The following is an 18,766-nucleotide window of genomic DNA, read 5'->3' as shown; positions in this document are numbered from 1 at the left end:
AGAACCATGAATAACGAAGTACGCAAGACTCCCTTGTACGACCTGCATAAGGAACTTGGCGGCAAGATGGTGCCGTTTGCCGGCTACGCCATGCCGGTTCAATACCGCGCCGGTATCGTCCAGGAGCATCTGCACACCCGCGAAGCGGTCGGTGTATTCGATGTTTCCCATATGGGCCAGCTGGTGGTCAGCGGCAGCGATGCGGCGAGCGCGCTGGAAAAGCTATTGCCGATCGACGTGCAGGCCCTGGAGATCAACCAGCAGTGCTACGCCGTGATGACTTCGGAAACGGGCGGGATTCTCGATGACCTGATTATTACCCGCTGGGGCAATGATGAATTTTTCCTGGTGGTGAACGCAGCCACCGCGGCAGCGGATATCGCACACTTGCAGCAACACCTGCGCGGCTGTGATATCCGCGTGCTCGGCCAGCAGGCACTGCTCGCCGTTCAGGGCCCCATGGCCGGTGAGCTGATCGGCGCGCTGGCACCGGCAACCCGCGCGCTGACGTTTATGCACGGTGCGCGCGTCGAGCTGTTTGGCGAAGACTGTTATGTGACGCGCTCCGGGTACACCGGCGAAGACGGCTTTGAAATTTCCGTTGCTGCCAGTGCCGTGGAAAAAGTTGCCCGCAAGCTACTGGAAGATGGTCGTGTGCAGATGATTGGTCTCGGTGCCCGCGACACCCTGCGCCTGGAAGCCGGATTGTGTCTGTACGGCAACGATATGGACAGCGACAAAACGCCGGTAGAAGCGAGCCTGCTGTGGAGCATCGCCAAGTCCCGCCGCGCCGACGGCGCCAAGGCGGGTGGTTTCCTCGGCGCAGAGGTCGTACTTGGGCAGATTGCCGACGGCGTTGCGCGCAAGCGCGTGGGCTTCTCGGTACAGGGCAAGATCCCGGTACGCGCCGGTGCCGACATTATCGACGAGGCCGGCAATGTCGTGGGCAAGGTCACCAGTGGCGGATACGGCCCCACCCTGGGTGCTGCTGTCGGCATGGGTTATGTGGATCGCGGCTACGAGAAAGTCGGCACCGACCTGCAGGCCCTGGTACGCGGCAAGACGGTACCGATCGTCGTGACCAAGACGCCTTTCGTACCCCAGCGCTACTACCGCGGTTAAGCGGCTGCAACATCACATTTGAATTTCAGGGAAAAAGAACATGAGTAACGTGAAATACACCGAAAGCCACGAGTGGTTCTCCGTCGACGGCGATGAAGTCACCGTAGGCATTACCGATTTTGCCCAGTCACAGCTGGGTGATGTGGTATTTGTGGAGCTGCCGGAGGAGGGCGCCGAGCTGGCGGCCGGTGATGAGGTCGCGGTGATCGAATCGGTAAAAGCCGCAGGTGATATATCCCTGCCATTCGCCGCTACCGTGGTCGCGATCAACGGCGCACTGCCGGACGATCCGGAGTTGGTCAACAGCGATCCCATGGGCGAGGGCTGGTTTATGCGTGTGCGCCCGCAAAACCCCGCGGACCTGGACCAGCTGCTGAGTGCGGATGCCTATACCGCGCTGATCGACGGCGAGTAATTTCCCGGAGCGGAGGAGACCCAAATGTTGCAAGCCAAGCAAACCCTGCGCGCCCTGGAGCGTCGCGATGAATTTACCCATCGTCATATCGGCCCTGCGGACGGCGATCTTGCGCACATGCTGAAAGCGCTGGGGCACGACAGCCTCGAGGCGTTTATCGATGAGGTGGTGCCCGGCGGTATCCGTATGTCGGGCGCCCTGGCGCTCGAAGAGGGCATGCCCGAGCACGAAGCGCTGGCCGAGTTGCGCGCGCTGGCAAGTGACAACAAGCCATTCCGCTCCTTTATCGGCCAGGGCTATTACGGGACCCGCACGCCCAATGTTGTGCTGCGTAATATCCTTGAGAATCCCGCCTGGTACACAGCCTATACGCCTTACCAGCCGGAGATTTCCCAAGGCCGGCTGGAGGCGCTGTTCAACTTCCAGACCATGGTCAGTGATCTCACCGGTATGGACCTGGCGAATGCGTCAATGCTGGATGAAGCCACTGCCGCGGCCGAGGCCATGACCCTGTGTCAGCGTATGTCGAAATCCAGGGCGCAGGTATTCTTTGTGGATCGCGATTGCCTGCCGCAGACCATCGAAGTGCTGCAGACCCGCGCGGAGCCGCTGGGCATTGAGGTGATTGTCGGTGACCCCACCACAGAACTGGATGCGAGTTCCGTGTTTGGTGTGCTGTTGCAGTACCCCGGTGCCAGTGGCGCAGTGCGCGATTACCGCGCGGTGATCGACGCGGTACACGAGCAGCGCGGCCTGGCGGTGATGGCGGCAGATATCCTGAGCCTGGTGCTGCTCACCTCGCCGGGCGAGCTGGGTGCGGATGTCGCTGTCGGTTCCACGCAGCGTTTCGGTGTTCCCATGGGCTTTGGTGGCCCGCATGCGGCGTACATGGCGACGCGCGCCTCCTACAAGCGTTCGCTGCCGGGTCGTTTGGTCGGGCAGTCCATCGATGCCAATGGCAAACCGGCATACCGCCTTGCCCTGCAGACCCGTGAACAGCATATCCGCCGTGAAAAGGCCACTTCCAATATCTGTACCGCGCAGGTTCTGCTGGCGGTAATGGCTTCCATGTATGCGGTGTATCACGGTCCCAAGGGGCTGCGTACCATTGCCGCCCGGGTGCATTACCTGACCAGCGTGCTGGCGCTGGGATTGCAGGAGCTCGGATTCGAGCTGGATAACGATACCTGGTTTGACACCCTTACTGTGCGTGTTCAAGCCGGCAGCGCAAAGGTGCACGAAGCAGCGAAGAGCCGGGGGCTCAACCTGCGGAATATCGACGGCGAGTACGTGGGGATTTCCCTGGATGAAACCGCAACCCGCGAAGATGTCGAAGTGCTGTGGTCGCTGTTTGATGCGGATAACCGCTTGAGCTTCGACGCCATTGAGGCCCGCGAAGCACCGGTGCTGCCGGGCAACCTGCTGCGCAGCGGTTCGCTACTCAGTCACGAGGTGTTCAACCGCTACCATTCCGAAACCGAAATGCTGCGCTACCTGCGCACCCTGGCGGATCGGGATATCGCCCTGGATCGCTCGATGATCCCGCTGGGCTCCTGCACCATGAAGTTGAATGCCACCGCAGAAATGCTGCCGGTGACCTGGCCTGAATTTGCCAACGTGCATCCGCTTGCGCCCGCAGAGCAGGTGCATGGTTACAGCGCGATGATCGATAGCCTCGAGTCCATGCTGTGTGAGATCACCGGCTACGATGCCATTTCCCTGCAACCCAATGCGGGTTCCCAGGGGGAGTACGCGGGGCTGCTGGCGATTCGCGCCTATCACGCCAGCCGCGGCGAAGCGGAGCGCGATATCTGTCTGATTCCCAGCTCTGCCCATGGCACCAATCCGGCCTCCGCGCAGATGTGTGGTATGCGCGTGGTGGTGGTGAAGTGTGACGAAAACGGCAATGTCAGCCTGGAAGATCTGCGCGCGAAAGCGAGTGAACACGCCGCGCGACTGGCCGCGATCATGGTCACCTATCCGTCCACCCACGGCGTGTTCGAGGAAGGCATCAGCGAGATCGCCGAGATCGTACATAGCCATGGTGGCCAGGTGTATATCGACGGTGCCAACCTCAACGCCATGGTGGGCCTGTGCCAGCCGGGCAAGTTTGGCGGTGATGTTTCCCACCTGAACCTGCACAAGACCTTCTGTATTCCCCACGGTGGTGGTGGTCCGGGCGTGGGGCCGGTGGCGGTTGGTGCGCATCTGGCGGAATTCCTGCCGGGCGCGGTATCCGCCAGCAGCAAGGGCATGGCCCAGGCCGGTCGCAACGGCGCGCCGGTTTCCGCAGCCACTGCAGGTAGTGCGAGTATCCTGCCGATTACCTGGATGTATATCCGCATGATGGGGCGCGATGGATTGCGCAAGGCTACCGAGCTGGCGATCGTGAACGCGAACTATATCGCCGCGCGCCTGCAGGACAGCTATCCGATTCTGTATCGCGGTGCCAATGGCCGCGTGGCCCACGAGTGCATCGTGGACCTGCGACCGCTGAAGGAAAGCAGTGGTATTTCCGTCGACGACGTGGCCAAGCGCCTGATCGACTACGGCTTCCACGCGCCCACCATGTCATTCCCGGTGGCGGGAACGCTGATGATCGAGCCTACGGAAAGTGAGTCGGTGGAAGAGCTGGACCGTTTCTGTGACGCGATGATTCAGATTCGCGAGGAGATTGCCAGGGTGGAGCGGGGCGAGTGGTCCCTACACAGCAATCCGCTGGTCAACGCACCGCACACTGCGGAAGTGTTGGCTGCGGAGTCCTGGGAGCATGACTACAGCCGTGTTGAAGCGGTGTTTCCGCTGGAAAGCCTGCGCCAGCGAAAATACTGGCCACCGGTGGGGCGGGTGGATAATGTCTACGGGGATAAAAACCTGGTGTGTTCCTGCCCGCCGATGGCGGACTACATGGAAGACTGAAAAAAAAGCGCAGCCCTCGGGCTGCGCTTTTTTTACCTTTTGTTTTTGCCGCGAGTGATCAGTCGCGGGTAATCCGATAGCAGGGTACGTACTCCTTGCCTGGCAGTTTCATGCGGTGCTGTTTGGCAAAGGATTCCAGCAGGGTATCCATACTGCGCATCAACTCCGGGTCCCCATACAGCTCGTAGGGACCGTTTTTCTCAACATTGCGGATACCTTCGTCTTTCACATTGCCCGAGACAATGCCGGAAAAAGCCCTGCGTAAATTCGCAGCCAGCAGGTAGGGCTCCTGATTGGTGTGCAGGGCCAGGTTGCGCATGTTTTCGTGGGTGGGGGCAAAAGGCCTCTGGAACTCCGTGGAAACCTTCAATTGCCAGTTGAAGTAATATGCATCACCCCCTTCCTTGCGGTATTGCCGCACAGCCTGGATACCTTTCGCCATTTGCCGGGCCACTTCCTCCGAGTCGTCGATGATGATCTGATACTTGGAGCGGGCCGCTTCCCCGAGGGTGGAGGCAATAAACTGGTCGATGCGGATGAAATAGTCAGCGGCACTGGCCGGCCCGGTAAAAATAACCGGGAAGGGCTGGTTCCGGTTGTCCTCGTGCAGGAGTATGCCCAGCAGATACAGGATTTCCTCGGCGGTACCGGCACCGCCAGGAAATACAATGATGCCGTGGCCGGTGCGTACAAACGCTTCCAGGCGTTTTTCGATATCCGGCATGATCACCAGTTCATTGACGATCGGGTTGGGCGCTTCCGCGGCAATGATACCGGGCTCGGTGATTCCCAGATACTGCCCGTGCCGGTAGCGTTGCTTGGCGTGGCCAATGGTGGCGCCTTTCATGGGGCCTTTCATGGCACCGGGACCGCAGCCGGTGCAGATATCCAGATGCCGTAACGCCAGCTGGTAACCCACGCGCTTGGTGTAGTCGTACTCCTCCTGAGAGATGGAGTGACCGCCCCAGCACACCACCAGCCTGGGGGTGCGGTCCCCATCAAAGGTGCCGGCATTGCGCAGGATATGGAAAACCGCATCGGTAACACCCTGCGCGGATACCAGGTCGTAGCGCGGGTCGCCGGTAATTTCGCTGTTGACGTAAATGATGTCCCGCAGCACCGCAAACAGGTGCTCGGCGATTCCCTGGATCATCTTGCCATCGACGAACGCCGACGCGGGGGCGTTTTTCACCTCCAGTTTGACACTGCGTTCTGTGGGCACCACCGCGATGTCAAAGTCTGCGTACTTTTCCAGCAGCTCCTTGCCGTCATCCATGTAGTTCCCGCAGTTCAGAACGGCGAGGGAGCAATTGCGGAAGGTCTGGTAATGCGGGCCGTGGCTGTGGCGGGTCAGTTTATGAATTTCGTATTTGGACAGGATATCGAACTGTCCGGTGGGGGATACCTGTGCATCAACGAGATCTGTAGACATGCAAGCCTCAAGCGGCGCTGTAAGCTTCTACGGCGCAATCATTGCTGTACAGCTGTTATAACCAAATTATTGATTGCGCTTGCTTTAACCTTACGACACTGGCGGGATTTTGCGCGTCCCGGCGGTGAAATCTGGCGCCAAAATTTCCGGTGTAAGCGTCCAGCCAAACTGCTGGATCAACTGCTGAAAACAGCCCTGGGGCTCGGATTGCAACAGCATGGCCTCGCCGGTTACCGGGTGTTCCAGTTGCAGCCTGTGCGCATGCAGAAGCAATCGGGCGCAGCCAAACTGAGCGGCAAAGAAGTGGTTATGGGTGGACTTCCCGTATTTCGGGCACCCGATCAGCGGGTGCGAAATATGCTTGAAGTGCCGTCGGATCTGGTGGCGACGCCCGGTCTTGAGTTGTACTTCCACCAGTGAGTAGCGACTCGTGGGATATCGATCCACGAGGTAGGGCAGTTCGACGGTACCGAGGCGGCGGAACAGCGTAATCGCGTCCTGGCGGGGCAGCTCACTTTTGGGGCGTTTGCGCTGGTGTTTGAAGTCCGCCACCGGCGGCAGGGGGTGGTCGATTACTCCCTCTTCCGGGCAGTAGCCGCGGCAGACGGCCAGGTAGTGTTTGACCGAGCTGTCGCTGTCCAGTTGTGCCTGCAGGCCCGCCGCGGCCTCGCTGGTTTTACCGAACACGATAACGCCGGAGGTAGGCTTGTCGAGGCGGTGGACCGGGTACAGGTGAGCGCCGGCGAGATCCCGCAGGTACTGGAGCAGGATTCGGTCTTCGTGGGGATCTATCCCCGAACGGTGCACTAGCCAGCCCTCCGGCTTGTAGGCGGCGAGCAGGTGTTCATCCTCAAACAGGATTGTGGGCTCGAGGTGGCTGGTCATGTCGATACGCACCCGGTAACGGCCAATTGGCGACTCACGGCCACGCGTCCAGCGGTGACACATAGACCCAGCGCTTCTTGTTCAGTTTGAACAGGGAGATTTCATGCAGCGCACGTTCCTCACTTCCAGCACCTCCTTCGCGCTCGTCACTGAACCACGCCTTGAATTCGACGATGGACTTTTTCAGCCCCTGTTTACTCTTGATGACTTCCAGTCTGGTCCAGCGCGTCTGCAGGTCATTGCTGTCCAGCTCGGGGCAGGTGTCGGGGTGCCAGGTCTTGCGCAGGTAGGGGAGGTTGCCGGTCACGTAAGCACTGTAGCGGCTGCGCATCAGCGCCTCGGCGGTGTTGGGATAGGCCTTGCCGGAGAGATAGATCTCACAACACTGGCTGAATGGCTTGCCGGAGCAGCAGTAACAGGAGGCTGACATGGTCGTTGAGGGGGTCCGTACTTCGTGGGCGTGGAATGGCTGGGGGTATGATAACAGCGGAAGGGGGGAACTGGCTGGTCAAACATTCTGGTTAAACAAGGCAAGGAAACAGGCGCCGCAGCTGCTAGTCTCAAGGGAGTAGTGGGCACTTTTCAGGTGTTGAGATGAGTCGCTGTAATCGAATTCCCGGAGCCATCAGCGTTGGTACGCTGATTGCCGGGGTACTGATCGCTGCCGGGTACGCCCTGGCGCAGACGGAAGATCCCGGCCAGACGCAATTGGGGGGTGGGCAGAGCCCGTATCTGAGTTTCTGTCAGGAGCGATTCTACGAGGAGGATGACGGGCTGATACGCTGCAATTGGGCGGTCAATTTCAACTACGCGTGTTTTGTCTCCTACCCGTCCAACAAGGTCATCCAGCTCGGATCAAAGATTACCGAACCGGAAGTGGTGGGGGAGTGCGACAGCGGTGAAAAAGTCATCAAGATCATGCATTACTAGCGGCTGATCGATTTGCCATTCCATGTCTCCCATTCATCCACCGCAGACTCAGGATGGTGCTGCCTGTAGATGCCCTTCAGACAGCATGTCAGTGATTTTCCGCTGCAGCTGATCGTAGGTGAAGGGTTTCTTCAGGCAGTCGAGGATTCCGTCTTCGACAATTTCCTGTACCTTACTTTCCACACTGTACCCGGTGGCCAGCATGGCTTTGATATCCGGGTTGATCTGCTTCAATTCGGCAAACAACTGCTGGCCGTCCATATGCGGCATGATCATGTCCAGTAGCACCAGGTCAATTTCCGCATAATTATGCCCATAGAATGCGATGGCTTCACTGGCGGTGGCGAAGGTGTCCACGTGGTGGCCGTGCATTTCAAACAGGGTTTTCGAGTAACTGCGTACGATTGCTTCGTCGTCCACGACCATCATGCGAATGGGCCGTTCCGGTATCTCGTTGTCCTGTTTGTTTTTCAGGTGTTTGCTGCAATCCTTGCTGATGGGCAGGTAGAGATCAAAGCTACTGCCTTTGCCGATTTCGGATCGACACTGGATGGCGCCCCGGTGCATGTGAGTGGTGCCGTAAACTGCGGCTAGTCCCAATCCGGCACCGCGCCCGCTGGATTTGGTGGTGAAAAACGGCTCGAAAATTCTCTGGCGGACTTCTTCCGTCATACCCATTCCGTTGTCACTTACATGGATCTGCAGATACTGGCCCGGCTCCAGCTGAAAGTCGGAGATCGCCAGGGGCTCGTTCACGGTAATATTGCGGGTACTGAATTCCAGCACACCTCCTGAGGGCATGGCATCTTTCGCGTTGATTCCCAGATTCAGCAGGGCACTCTTCAATTGCGCGGAATCCCCTTTGATATGGGGCAGCCCTGCCGACAGCTGTTGTCGGATGACGATTCTGCGATCAATGGTGCGTTTGAGCATGGCGCACACGTCGCGCACGATATCGTGGGTATTGCAGTCGTTGAGCTGGTAGGAACCTTTGCGGGCAAAGGTGAGCAGTTGCTTGGTAAGTTCCGCGGCGTGGTGTGCCGTGGTAAGGATCTGGCTGGCGTACTGTGCAATCTTTTTATCGACGGTCATCTGGTGAATGACTTCGGCAAAGCCTGCAATACCGTGCACCATATTGTTGAAGTCGTGGGCGATCCCCCCGGCGAGCTCACCGATGGCCTGCATTTTCTGGGCCTGACGCAATTCTTCTTCCAGCTGTCGCTGTTTGGTGATGTCGCTGCCGATACTGAGTACACCGATGGCGTTACCTGTGTCATCGGTGAGGATTTTATTGGTCCAGGCTACCCAGACGCGAGAGCCGTCCTTGGTAATGTTTTCATTGACGTTGTAGCGGTGTTCGTTGGGGTGATTGCAGATATGGTCCATCAGAGGGCGCAGATCGCGGCCGGTGCTTTCACTCTCGGGGACGATAGTCCCAACCACGTGTTTACCGATGATCTCTTCTTCGCTGAATCCAAAAAAATTCTGCGCATACTCGTTGAAGAAGCTGATGACACCGTTTTTATCCCAACGCAGGATGATGGAGTTGGCGTGTTCCACCAGTTCCCGGTAGCGCTCCTCACTTTTGCGCAGTGCTTCGTATACTTCTCGCGAATCTCCCTGTAAACCGGGTTGTCCAGTGTGCACCGCAGGCTGAGTTGCGCCTGTATTTATTGGTTTTTCCATCCGCCCATCCTGGATTCAAGGAGAGAATCTAAATTGCATCATGGTGGTTTGCCCTTGTCTAGGGCGGGTTCTCGTGCATTCTGTGACCTGCAGCGCAAATAGAATTCACTGGGCAGTACCAGTTGGCAGACTGGCGGATTCCTGAATTGCTGATAGCATGGGATCTGTTTATGAAAATTTCCTAATAACAGTAAAACAAGTAGGAGGGGCGATGCGGCCAGCTCTGGAATCGACAAAGGTGGTGCGACGTCTGTTGGCAACGGCCTGCAGTGCAGCTATGGCACTGACATTGACTGCCTGCGGGGGAGATGACGAAGCCAAGTCAAAAGGGGCTGATTTTTCCCGGCAGGATGCTTTCCCCTCTACTTATAAAGCGGACGAAGCCGGTCCGGTCCTGATTCGTGGTGCTACGCTGCTGACCGGCACTGGGGAGCAGTTGAACAAGACCGATGTGCTGCTGAAGGACGGAAAAATCGCAGCGGTTGGTGAAGAGCTGAAAGTGCCCAAAAAAGGCATGGTGGTGGAAGGTGCCGGTAAATGGGTAACCCCGGGTATTATCGATGTTCACTCCCACCTGGGCGACTATCCGGCGCCGGCCATTGAATCCTCCCAGGACGGCAACGAGATGACTGCACCGAACACCGCACAGGTGTGGGCCGAGCACTCGGTGTGGACCCAGGATCCCCAGTTCGCACTGGCACTTGCGGGAGGCGTTACCACGCTGCAGATCCTGCCGGGTTCAGCCAACCTGTTTGGCGGCCGCGGGGTGACCCTCAAGAATGTACCCGGGCGCAGTGTGCAGGATATGAAATTTCCCGGTGCGCCCTACGGCTTGAAAATGGCCTGCGGCGAGAACCCGAAACGCGTATATGGCGGCAAGGGCACCTTGCCCTCCACGCGTATGGGAAATGTGGCGGGCTATCGACAGGCCTGGATCTCCGCAGCCGCCTACCGCGACAAGTGGGAAAGTTACCACGAGAACGGCGGTGAGGAGCCGGAGCGGGACCTGCAGATGGAGACCCTGGCGGGGGTATTAAACGGCGATATCCTGGTGCATAACCACTGCTATCGCGGTGAGGAAATGGCCATCATGATGGACATTGCCAAGGAGTTCGATTTCCAGATCTCCACCTTCCACCACGCGGTCGAGGCCTACAAGGTGGCAGATCTGCTCGCCGAAAACAAAGTGTGTGCAGCGATGTGGGCAGACTGGTGGGGCTTCAAACACGAAGCCTTTGATATGACCGAAGCCAATATCGCTATCGTCGACCAGGCCAAGGCCTGCGCCATGATCCATTCGGATTCCGCCATCGGTATCCAGCACCTCAATGAAGAAACCGCCAAAGCCATGCTCGCTGGTCAGCGCGCCGGCTTCCATATTGAACCCCGCCATGCGGTGGCCTGGATGACCCTGAACCCTGCGCGCGCGCTCGGCGTCGATGAAGTTACCGGCAGCCTGGAGAAAGGCAAGATGGCCGATGTGGTGGTCTGGTCCGGCAACCCATTCAGTGTGTACAGCAAAGCGGAAAAAGTGTTTATCGACGGTGTGCTGATGTACGACCGGGACAACCCCGAGCGACAGCCGCACAGTGATTTTGAACTGGGTATTCTCAACGCGGAAGGCGAACGCCTGCCGGAAGGAGGGCAGCGCTAATGGGTATTAAGCAGGCATTCAAAATTGGCGCCGTCGCCTCTCTGGTTTCTGCGGTGGTTGCTGTACCACTGGCAACTGCACAGACACTGCTCATCAAGGACGCCAAGGTTATCACCCTGGGCGATCAGGGCACCCTGCAGATGGGGGACCTGCTGGTAAAAGACGGGCGTATCGAGCAGGTGGCCGAAGACCTCGGTAATCTGAATGCAGACCTGGTTATCGACGGCCGCGGCAAGGTGGTGACCCCGGGCATCATTGCCCCGAGCAGTGAACTGGGGCTTACCGAAATCGGCGCGGCAGCTTCCACCAACGACAGCGCGATCGAGGACGTATCCATCGGTGCCGGGTTCAATCCATCGGTGGCTTTTAACCCGCACTCTACCCTGATCCCCTTCAATCGCGCCGGCGGCGTCACCCGCGCAGTTGTGGTACCGAGCAGCCAGGAGAAGATATTTGCCGGGCAGGGATTCGCTATCAAGCTCACCGGTGAATTCGACAGTATTATCAACGATGCGCTGGTGCAGAAAGTCTATTTCGGCGAGTACGGGGCGGAGCTGGCAGGCGGCAGTCGGGCCCGGGCCTATGCGCAGATTGAAGGCGCCCTGGCGCAGGCGAAAGAATATGCCGATAACCGCGATGCTATCCGTCGCGGAGAGTGGCGCGAACTGGATTATTCCATTGATGATCTTGAATCCCTGCAGCCACTGTTGACGGGAGAGCAGCCCCTATTGATCACGGCGAACCGGGCCAGTGATATCCTGCAATTACTCGCGCTTGCAGAGCAGTACAAACTGAAACTGATTGTGGAGGGCGCTGCCGAGGGCTGGATGGTGGCTGAGCAACTGGCTTCAGCACGGGTACCTGTGATCGTGGATGTCATGGGGAATTCCCCGGATGCCTTTGAGAAACTGGGCGCGCGTATGGATAACGCAGCGCTGTTGCAAAAGGCGGGTGTGACGGTGGTGATCAGTGGGCCAGGTTACGCTGGGTCCCACAACAGCTATCTGTCACGACAGGGGGCGGGCAATGCGGTGGCGTATGGCCTGCCCTTTGAAGAAGGGGTGCGTGCGATCACCGCCAACGCGGCTTCGGTATTCGGCCTCGAGGGCGGTGTGCTGGCACCGGGCGGCGTCGCCGACCTGGTATTGTGGAGCGGAGATCCCCTCGAGGTCACCAGCTACGCAGAGCTGGTGGTGATTGATGGCAAGCCACAATCCCTGGTGAACCGCTCGACGCGCCTGCGCGACCGTTATCTGCATCCACAGTCCGGTACCGGACACGGTTACAAAAAATAACGATCAATCCGAAAAAACGTTAACAGGAGTTTCAAGCGAAATGGTGAGCATATGTTGAGTATTGATGTAACCGCACTTTACGCAGGACTTTGTGCGCTGCTGGTCATAGCCCTGGCGTTCAAGGTGGTCGCGTTTCGTCGCGGCAAGAAAGTGGGGTTGGGGACGGGCGGCGACAAGCAGGGGGAGATCGCGGTGCGGATCCACGCCAACGCGGTCGAATATATCCCGCTGGCCCTGATCCTGATGTTGATTGCGGAAATCAACGGCCTGTCTCATCTGTGGCTGCACTGCCTGGGCGCTGCGCTGTTATTTGGCCGTCTGTTGCATGCAATCGGCCTGTCTGCGGGTAGCGGCGGCTATCACCCCGGTCGTTTTATCGGCACCTCGTTGACCTGGCTGGTCATTATCATCCTCGCGGTGATCGATATAAGTGCAGTGTTCTAAACCAGCTATTCCGGCTGAACGCGCCAGGCAGAGACTGCCTGGCGCAGTATAAAAAAAGCCCGGCAAGCCGGGCAGAGTACAGGGATGGAATTTCTGGGGAATATGCGCAACCGGTGGGGGCGCCGGTTGCGCGAGCTGCCAGAATTACTGGTTGGCAGCGAGCGGGGTGACGTTTTCACCACTGTTATCTGATTGCTCGCTGGTTTCTTCTGCGGCGAGCAGTTCTTCCGGCTTGCCTTTACAGGCCTTGGCCAGCACTTCGCGACGCTTGGCGAGCATCAGGCCGATTTCTTCGCTGGCTTCTTCCGAAACGCCTTCAATATTGCGCTCGATCAGCGCAGTAATATTGGCAGCCAGTTCCAGCATCTTGTCGTGTTCTTCGGCATCTTTTTTGTTGTCGAACATGGCTCCGTCTCTATCGCATTTCCAAACCGCTACTACCGCCATAATGGCCTCCTGTTGTCTTATACAGTGATTCCGGGCTGAATCCGGACAATAACCGTAAATTGTTATTGAGTTGGATGAATGTACAGTATCTGTATGCCTGTCCAGTGTCAACCGTCAAATCTGCCACAGCAGACGACCGGCGAGGGCAATCAGCAGAATGCCGAACAGCTGCTGCAGGCGATGGCTCCAGCGCCCGGGGCGCATGCCCCTGCGGCGGCCAAAGTAGATGGCCGCACTGACCAGCAAATACCAGAGTGTATCGATACCTGCGGCCACACCGGCCATGGCGAACTTGGTGGCCGTGGCCTGCTCGGCACCGACAAACTGGCTGAACAGGGCTGCGAAAAACAGCGCCACCTTGGGATTGAACAGGGCGATCCCGAAGCCTTGTGCTGCGGCTGCAGCAATGGATTGACGGGGGACGTCGGTCTCCGAAGTCGCCGCGTCAGACGCCTTTGGCGCGGGCGCGCGTATGGACTTCCAGCCCAGATACACTAGAAACAGGGCGCCGCCCCATTGCAGGCCGGTGAACAGTACCGGGGAATTCGTCAGCACCAGGCTTAGTCCCAGGGCCGTCAGCAGCGCGTAACCGCCAATGCCGGCACCGTGGGCGATGGCGCAGGCGGCCCCGTGGGCAAAACCGGTGCTGGCATTGCGCACCACGATCAACAGGCTCGGCCCCGGGGACATGGCACCCAGGGCACAGACGCCAGCGAGAGAAAGCCAGGCTAACCAGTCCATTAAAAACCACCCCCGCTGTCCAGCCATTCCTGCTCTTGCGGAGTGTTCTCTCGGCCGAGCGCGGCGTTGCGGTGGGGGTAGCGTCCGAACTGCTCGATGACTTTCTGGTGGGCCACGGCAAAGCGATAGTAGTCCCCGGCCAGCTTGGCGGCCTGCGGGCCGGCGTTGTCCTCGCTGTAATCCGTGCGCAACTGGTCGAAGTAGGCCACCGACTGGGCCTGTACCTCAGCCAGCTCCGAGTGCTCCAGTGGCATGCCGGCAAATGCGCGCTGGTGCAGCCCCAGCTTGCACTGGTGATTGTTGCGAATCATTGCCTGGGTGATCTCCAGCGCAATCGGGTCTCCGGCGAAGGCTTTGGGCGAACCTCGGTAGATATTGCGGGTGAACTGGTCGCAGAGAAGGACCAGGGCCAACTGGCCTTCGGCGGTGTCGCTCCAGCTGACCAGCTCCCCAGCCAGTGCTGCGTCGATGGCCTTTTCGAAACGATTGCGGATCTCACGGTCAAATTCGTCATTGCGTTGGAACCAGCGGGCGCGCTGTTGCTCCGGGGTTTCTCCGTCCAGCGCAGGGCTGCCGAACCAGAAAGAGAGAATGTCGGCAGGGTGGGTGATTGAGGTGACGGTGAGCGCGTCTGAAGTCATGAATACCCCGTTTATGGCTATGTTGCGGCGATTGACCGGCCTCAGGCCCGGTCACCTGCCTGGCAGATCGGTCGTGATTCCGGGCCCGCTGAATTATTTGCGCCGGCTTTGCATCCAAAGGGCGCATCTCCGGCGTCCATCAGGGGAAGGGTAAAGCCCGGCCAAGTCACAGTCAGTAAGGTAACCCGGATTGTGCCCCTGATACAGGGTGCTCGAAAAAGGTACACTCTGACGCGAGAAAGGTCCCGGGTCCCTGCAAGGGGCCAGTTTACCTCGGGTCAGACTAGTAAGAGCGAGATAACACCAATGAGAGCGAAAGAATCAATTGTGCGTAACCGACTGCCCGGCTGGGCGCTCGCGATCGCAGCGACCCTGGCGATGGGAGTCTCTGGCACTTTGCTGGCACAGGAGGACGCCGTAGCGCCGCAGCCACCCGAGCCGCCGGCCCCCGCGGTGGCGCCGGAGCCTCCTGCGAAGGACAAGGTGACCAAACAGGTGCGGATTCTGCGCCAGGAAGATGGCCGCCTGCGGATTCATACGCGGGATGAGCACGGCGAGAGCGCTAATGTGGAGATCGACCTCGGCGAGGAGTTTGGCGGTGCAGTGACTCGTCGCATCTACGAGCAGCTCGTGGAGAAAGGTGTGCTCGACGACACGGGAGTGGTCGTCGAAGAGGCGCTGGAGTCGGTGCCGCGCAATATCAGCATCGGGATCAATGCCGATATGGAACGGGCCGAGCGCGCTAAGGAACGTGCCGAGCGTATGCACGAGCGCACCCACGAAATCCACGTGTCACAAGAGCGCGGTGGTCGCTCCAGGGGGCCGGATATGGACTGGCTGATCGGGATTGTCGCGATTCTCGCGGTCTTTGGTACCCCGATCCTGATCGTGTGGCTGGTGACGCGCAACAGCTATCGCAAGAAGCAACTGGTGATGGAAAACATCAACCGTATGGTGTCTGAGGGACGCGATATCCCGCCGGAACTGCTGGATGCCCTGGATGGTCAGAGCACGGCTACCACCAAGGACCGGGGGATCACCCTGATTGCCATCGGCGCCGCGATCTTTATCTGGCTGTCTGCCTCAGCGGGTGTTGGTGTCGGTAGTCTCGGGTTGATCCCCCTGTTTATCGGGATCGCCCGCTATATCAACTGGAAGCACGACCAACAGCAAGCGGGTTAAGGACAGCCATCCATGGACCTCAATGATGAGGATCTGATCAAGCGCGTCGTCGACGACGGGGACCAGCGGGCCTACGCCCAGCTGGTTCGTCGCTATCAGTCACAGCTGCGTTTCTCGCTCCGCCAGCTGTGCAATGGCGACCAGGGACTCGCCGACGACATGGCGCAAGAGGCTTTTATCAAGGCCTACAAGGCGCTGCCTGCGTTTCGTGGGGATGCGCGTTTCAGTACCTGGTTGTACCGCATCGCCTACAATCTGGTCATGAGCCACAAGCGCAAGAATGCACCAGATGTGGATCAGGAGGCAGTGGACCGCGCGCAAGCCCAGGAGAGTGTCGAAGAAGCACAGCAGTTGGGTATGGCCAGGGATCTGAATTCGGCAATGGGGGAATTGAGTGACGCCCAGAGACAGGCGGTGCATCTGTGTATGCAGCGCGGCTTTTCACACGAGGAAGCGGCCACTATTATGAAGTTGCCGCTGGGCACGGTAAAATCCCACGTAAATCGCGCAAGGGCCAAATTGCAGACTCTACTGCAGGCCTGGCGAGAGGAGGTAGCCAGTGGCTGATTCCCGAAATTCGAACAGTGATACTGCAGGTATTACAGGTATGGTAATTACAGACGGTGTTGTAAGGCCCGCTCCCGATACGTTTGGGGGTGATGAGCCGGACTTTGACACCTGGTTGTCTCAGCAATTGCAGTTCAATGAGCCACACCTGGACAATGACGGCTTCTGCGAACGGGTGATGGCGGAGTTGCCGCCGGCGCCGGCCAAGCGGGCTGAGCGCAGGGCGAACCGCTACCAGTACGGCGCAGTGGTTGCGGCCTCGGCGATAGTCTGTTGGCAGTTTCCCCTGGAAGAAGTCCTCACCGTGATGGCTGCGCAGAGCATCAGTCTCTACAGCCTGGTGGGAATTGGTATTGTCAGCTCCATGGCCGCCATGACCGGGGGCATCCTGGCTGCACGCCGCGGCTAGCGCCCGCTAGCCCTGTCCTGTTTCTGCGGGCCGGTGATTCCACCGGCCCGCACTTTCCCTTTGATCTCACTTCCTGCGCATCAGCGCTGATATTGCCCCAGCTGAATGTTCCCCTGCTTGCTGACCCGGATCGCCGGCAGGATGGACCGCTGCAGGCCCAGCTTCGCCTCCAGCTCGTAGGGCACTGTGTTCCCCTGTAGTCGAAGCAACTCTGCGGCCGCCATAAATGACCCCATCAGATTTGCTGACGCGTCGACACTGATCGCCTGCTGACCGTAGGCGGGAATCACCGGCAGGTTGCTGGAGGTGCCGGTGACCACTTTGTGGCCGGCCAGCTTCAGGGTGTAGTAGAGGCCGGACAGGGCGAGCTCGCTATTGTTAGGGTTGAATACACGCAAGTGGATACGAAAGCGCAGATCGCCACTGTGGTTGTTGGGCAGGGGTTCCAGTGCAGTTACCTGTACCTCCGGCTTTTCAAAGTCTGGCGACAGTACGGCGCACCCAGGGAGCACCGCCAGCGGGAGCAGCAGGAGGAGGGCAGCCCACAACCGCTTGCCCGTTGCCGGGGAGTTTCCGGGCTGCTGGCGATTGCGAAGCCGTTTGCGGGACAGGGTGTGAAATGAGTGACGGAGCGAGTAAATCAAGCGGGTTCCCCTCGAGTAGCATGGTCAGTAGATGGGCAGTTTGGCGGTCAATTAGACGCCGGTACAATTTTTCTTAAACAAAGGTTATTCTGAATCGACGCGATCCTCACGGAATTTTTGTTGCCCCAGTTCACATGTGGCACGAACTTTTTCCGAAGATGGTGCCCACCGATAGACAGCTGTGGCAGCAGTGGGTTCAACCCCGGAATCTTTCGGGCTTCGTGCTGTAAATGTTCGCGATGCCCTGGGGAAATGGGCCGACGGGATAGAACTATACTGAGGTCGAAAATTGACCTCTATCGTCAAGGTGACGTATAGCCGAAACGAAGACAAAGGAGTGTCTTGTGGAGTTTGCTGAGCTTCAATCGGACCTTCAGCAGTGGATGCGCGATGCGGTCAGGCGAGGCCAGAGCCAGTCCGCGATGATTGATGCGCTGCTGAAGGCGGGATATCAAACATCCATTGCGGATGCAGTGGAGCAGTGTATTGCTGACTATCGGGCGGCGCAGCCCGCTACTCGGCAACCTTTAGTGTCCGGCGGAGGGGTAGACACCACAAGTGCCCCCGGCGCTACCGGCAAGTCGGATGACGGAGAGCGCTTTCGCCTGTTTGAGCCCACCAAGAACCTCTACGACCTTGGCGATCGCCAGGTAGAAGTCCTGCTTTCGATCAAGCAACCCAATATCGTGATGTTCGGCAGTCTGTTATCGGATATCGAGTGCGACGCGCTGATCGAGATGTCGCGGGCAAAGCTCACCCCCTCCCGTGTAGTTAACGCCGATCGCGGCACCTATGACGTGGAAGCGGCGCGCACCAGTTCCGGAACCTATTACCGGCCAGGCGCCAATCCACTGATCGCAGGTATCGAATCCCGTATTGAACGGCTGTTGGGGATACCGGCAAGCCGCGGTGAGTCGATGCAGATCCTGCACTATGAGCCGGGTGCCGAATACCGACCACATTTCGATTACTTCAATCCCGAGAGAGCGGGTAACCAGCGGGTGTTGTCCAGGGGCGGGCAGCGCGTTGGTACCATGATCATGTATCTGAATGATGTAGAGGCGGGGGGATCGACGGTGTTTCCGCGGGTCTCGCTGGATGTTCTCCCCAGAAAGGGTTGCGGGCTGTTTTTCTCTTACGCCAACGAGCACGGGGAGCTGGACCAGCGAACGCTACATGGAGGGAGTCCCGTCATTGCTGGTGAGAAGTGGATCGCCACCAAGTGGCTGAGGCTCGAGGACTATGTGTGTGACGAGGCGTGAATTACCCGCCCCGACCTGAATGCCCCCGGCTGGCAATTTGCTAGGCTGGTACAAGTTCGACTGAATCTGAGCGCGACTGTAACCGGCCATG

19 protein-coding genes are annotated in these 18,766 nt (G+C 58.8%); 11 read left to right on the top strand and 8 right to left on the bottom strand.

From position 1 onward, the window contains the following. Positions 1-6: 6 nt before the first annotated feature. Genes gcvT through gcvP form a run of 3 tightly spaced genes read left to right on the top strand, consistent with a single transcriptional unit; the run spans position 7 to position 4,456 of the window. Positions 7-1,122: a glycine cleavage system aminomethyltransferase GcvT gene (gcvT, locus tag HUW35_RS16825; RefSeq protein WP_181253360.1), complete on the top strand. Its 1,116-nt coding sequence runs from the start codon at positions 7-9 to the stop codon at positions 1,120-1,122. 40 nt (positions 1,123-1,162) lie between these two features. Further along, entirely contained in the window at positions 1,163-1,537 is a 375-nt protein-coding gene (gene gcvH, locus HUW35_RS16820; protein WP_181253359.1) for a glycine cleavage system protein GcvH, read from the top strand. A 24-nt stretch (positions 1,538-1,561) separates the two neighbouring features. Next, a complete protein-coding gene (gene gcvP / locus HUW35_RS16815; protein ID WP_181253358.1) occupies positions 1,562-4,456 on the top strand; it encodes an aminomethyl-transferring glycine dehydrogenase in 2,895 nt (964 codons plus the stop codon). 58 nt (positions 4,457-4,514) lie between these two features. Here gcvP and ppnN read toward each other — a convergent pair whose 3' ends face one another. The 3 genes from ppnN to HUW35_RS16800 all read right to left on the bottom strand — a co-directional run bounded on the left by ppnN (position 4,515) and on the right by HUW35_RS16800 (position 7,203). Further along, positions 4,515-5,888 (bottom strand): nucleotide 5'-monophosphate nucleosidase PpnN, encoded by a 1,374-nt coding sequence (gene ppnN / locus HUW35_RS16810; protein ID WP_181253357.1) that lies wholly within the window; start codon positions 5,886-5,888, stop codon positions 4,515-4,517. Positions 5,889-5,978: 90 nt separating this feature from the next. Continuing rightward, positions 5,979-6,836, bottom strand: a complete 858-nt coding sequence (locus HUW35_RS16805; protein WP_370464604.1) for a pseudouridine synthase — start codon at positions 6,834-6,836, stop codon at positions 5,979-5,981. Beyond that, on the bottom strand, positions 6,808-7,203 hold the full coding sequence (locus tag HUW35_RS16800) for a YchJ family protein (RefSeq protein ID WP_181253356.1): 396 nt from the start codon (positions 7,201-7,203) through the stop codon (positions 6,808-6,810). Before HUW35_RS16800 ends, HUW35_RS16805 begins: the two co-directional genes overlap by 29 nt. A gap of 164 nt (positions 7,204-7,367) precedes the next feature. Between HUW35_RS16800 and HUW35_RS16795 the strand changes: the two genes are divergently transcribed. Then, complete coding sequence (locus HUW35_RS16795; protein ID WP_181253355.1) at positions 7,368-7,703, top strand: hypothetical protein; 336 nt, start codon at positions 7,368-7,370, stop codon at positions 7,701-7,703. 48 nt (positions 7,704-7,751) lie between these two features. Here the strand turns inward: HUW35_RS16795 and HUW35_RS16790 are convergent, their stop codons facing one another. Then, positions 7,752-9,389, bottom strand: a complete 1,638-nt coding sequence (locus tag HUW35_RS16790) for a PAS domain S-box protein (RefSeq protein WP_181253354.1) — start codon at positions 9,387-9,389, stop codon at positions 7,752-7,754. A gap of 211 nt (positions 9,390-9,600) precedes the next feature. Here HUW35_RS16790 and HUW35_RS16785 point away from each other — a divergent pair, with 211 nt between their 5' ends. The 3 genes from HUW35_RS16785 to HUW35_RS16775 are packed head-to-tail and all read left to right on the top strand — an operon-like array spanning position 9,601 to position 12,782. After that, positions 9,601-11,043, top strand: a complete 1,443-nt coding sequence (locus HUW35_RS16785) for an amidohydrolase (protein ID WP_255463358.1) — start codon at positions 9,601-9,603, stop codon at positions 11,041-11,043. Then, entirely contained in the window at positions 11,043-12,338 is a 1,296-nt protein-coding gene (locus HUW35_RS16780) for an amidohydrolase family protein (protein WP_181253353.1), read from the top strand. The genes HUW35_RS16785 and HUW35_RS16780 overlap by 1 nt, the downstream gene beginning before the upstream one ends. Before the next feature lie 51 nt (positions 12,339-12,389). Then, positions 12,390-12,782, top strand: coding sequence for an MAPEG family protein (locus HUW35_RS16775; RefSeq protein WP_255463357.1), 393 nt, complete (start codon positions 12,390-12,392; stop codon positions 12,780-12,782). A gap of 144 nt (positions 12,783-12,926) precedes the next feature. Here the strand turns inward: HUW35_RS16775 and HUW35_RS16770 are convergent, their stop codons facing one another. The 3 genes from HUW35_RS16770 to HUW35_RS16760 all read right to left on the bottom strand — a co-directional run bounded on the left by HUW35_RS16770 (position 12,927) and on the right by HUW35_RS16760 (position 14,611). Further along, positions 12,927-13,229 carry a YebG family protein gene (locus HUW35_RS16770; RefSeq protein ID WP_181253352.1) on the bottom strand — a complete coding sequence of 101 codons (303 nt, stop codon included), beginning with the start codon at positions 13,227-13,229 and terminating at the stop codon, positions 12,927-12,929. 114 nt (positions 13,230-13,343) lie between these two features. Next, positions 13,344-13,970 carry a LysE family translocator gene (locus HUW35_RS16765; RefSeq protein WP_181253351.1) on the bottom strand — a complete coding sequence of 209 codons (627 nt, stop codon included), beginning with the start codon at positions 13,968-13,970 and terminating at the stop codon, positions 13,344-13,346. Further along, entirely contained in the window at positions 13,970-14,611 is a 642-nt protein-coding gene (locus tag HUW35_RS16760; RefSeq protein ID WP_181253350.1) for a DUF924 family protein, read from the bottom strand. The genes HUW35_RS16765 and HUW35_RS16760 overlap by 1 nt, the downstream gene beginning before the upstream one ends. Before the next feature lie 327 nt (positions 14,612-14,938). Here HUW35_RS16760 and HUW35_RS16755 point away from each other — a divergent pair, with 327 nt between their 5' ends. From HUW35_RS16755 to HUW35_RS16745, 3 genes are read left to right on the top strand one after another with little or no spacing between them, the layout of a single operon-like run. Further along, complete coding sequence (locus HUW35_RS16755; RefSeq protein WP_255463356.1) at positions 14,939-15,793, top strand: DUF6249 domain-containing protein; 855 nt, start codon at positions 14,939-14,941, stop codon at positions 15,791-15,793. A gap of 12 nt (positions 15,794-15,805) precedes the next feature. Continuing rightward, positions 15,806-16,360 carry a sigma-70 family RNA polymerase sigma factor gene (locus HUW35_RS16750; protein ID WP_078085785.1) on the top strand — a complete coding sequence of 185 codons (555 nt, stop codon included), beginning with the start codon at positions 15,806-15,808 and terminating at the stop codon, positions 16,358-16,360. A 40-nt stretch (positions 16,361-16,400) separates the two neighbouring features. After that, positions 16,401-16,769, top strand: a complete 369-nt coding sequence (locus tag HUW35_RS16745) for a hypothetical protein (protein WP_181253349.1) — start codon at positions 16,401-16,403, stop codon at positions 16,767-16,769. An 80-nt stretch (positions 16,770-16,849) separates the two neighbouring features. On the opposite strand, the gene HUW35_RS16740 is transcribed toward HUW35_RS16745, so the two are convergent. Next, positions 16,850-17,413 carry an LEA type 2 family protein gene (locus tag HUW35_RS16740; RefSeq protein ID WP_181253348.1) on the bottom strand — a complete coding sequence of 188 codons (564 nt, stop codon included), beginning with the start codon at positions 17,411-17,413 and terminating at the stop codon, positions 16,850-16,852. Positions 17,414-17,757: 344 nt separating this feature from the next. Between HUW35_RS16740 and HUW35_RS16735 the strand changes: the two genes are divergently transcribed. Further along, entirely contained in the window at positions 17,758-18,675 is a 918-nt protein-coding gene (locus HUW35_RS16735; RefSeq protein WP_181253347.1) for a 2OG-Fe(II) oxygenase, read from the top strand. The last annotated feature ends 91 nt before the right edge of the window (positions 18,676-18,766 follow it).

This window comes from Microbulbifer sp. YPW1, assembly GCF_013367775.1.
Classification (GTDB): domain Bacteria; phylum Pseudomonadota; class Gammaproteobacteria; order Pseudomonadales; family Cellvibrionaceae; genus Microbulbifer.
This window is presented reverse-complemented; position numbering and strand designations above follow the sequence as displayed.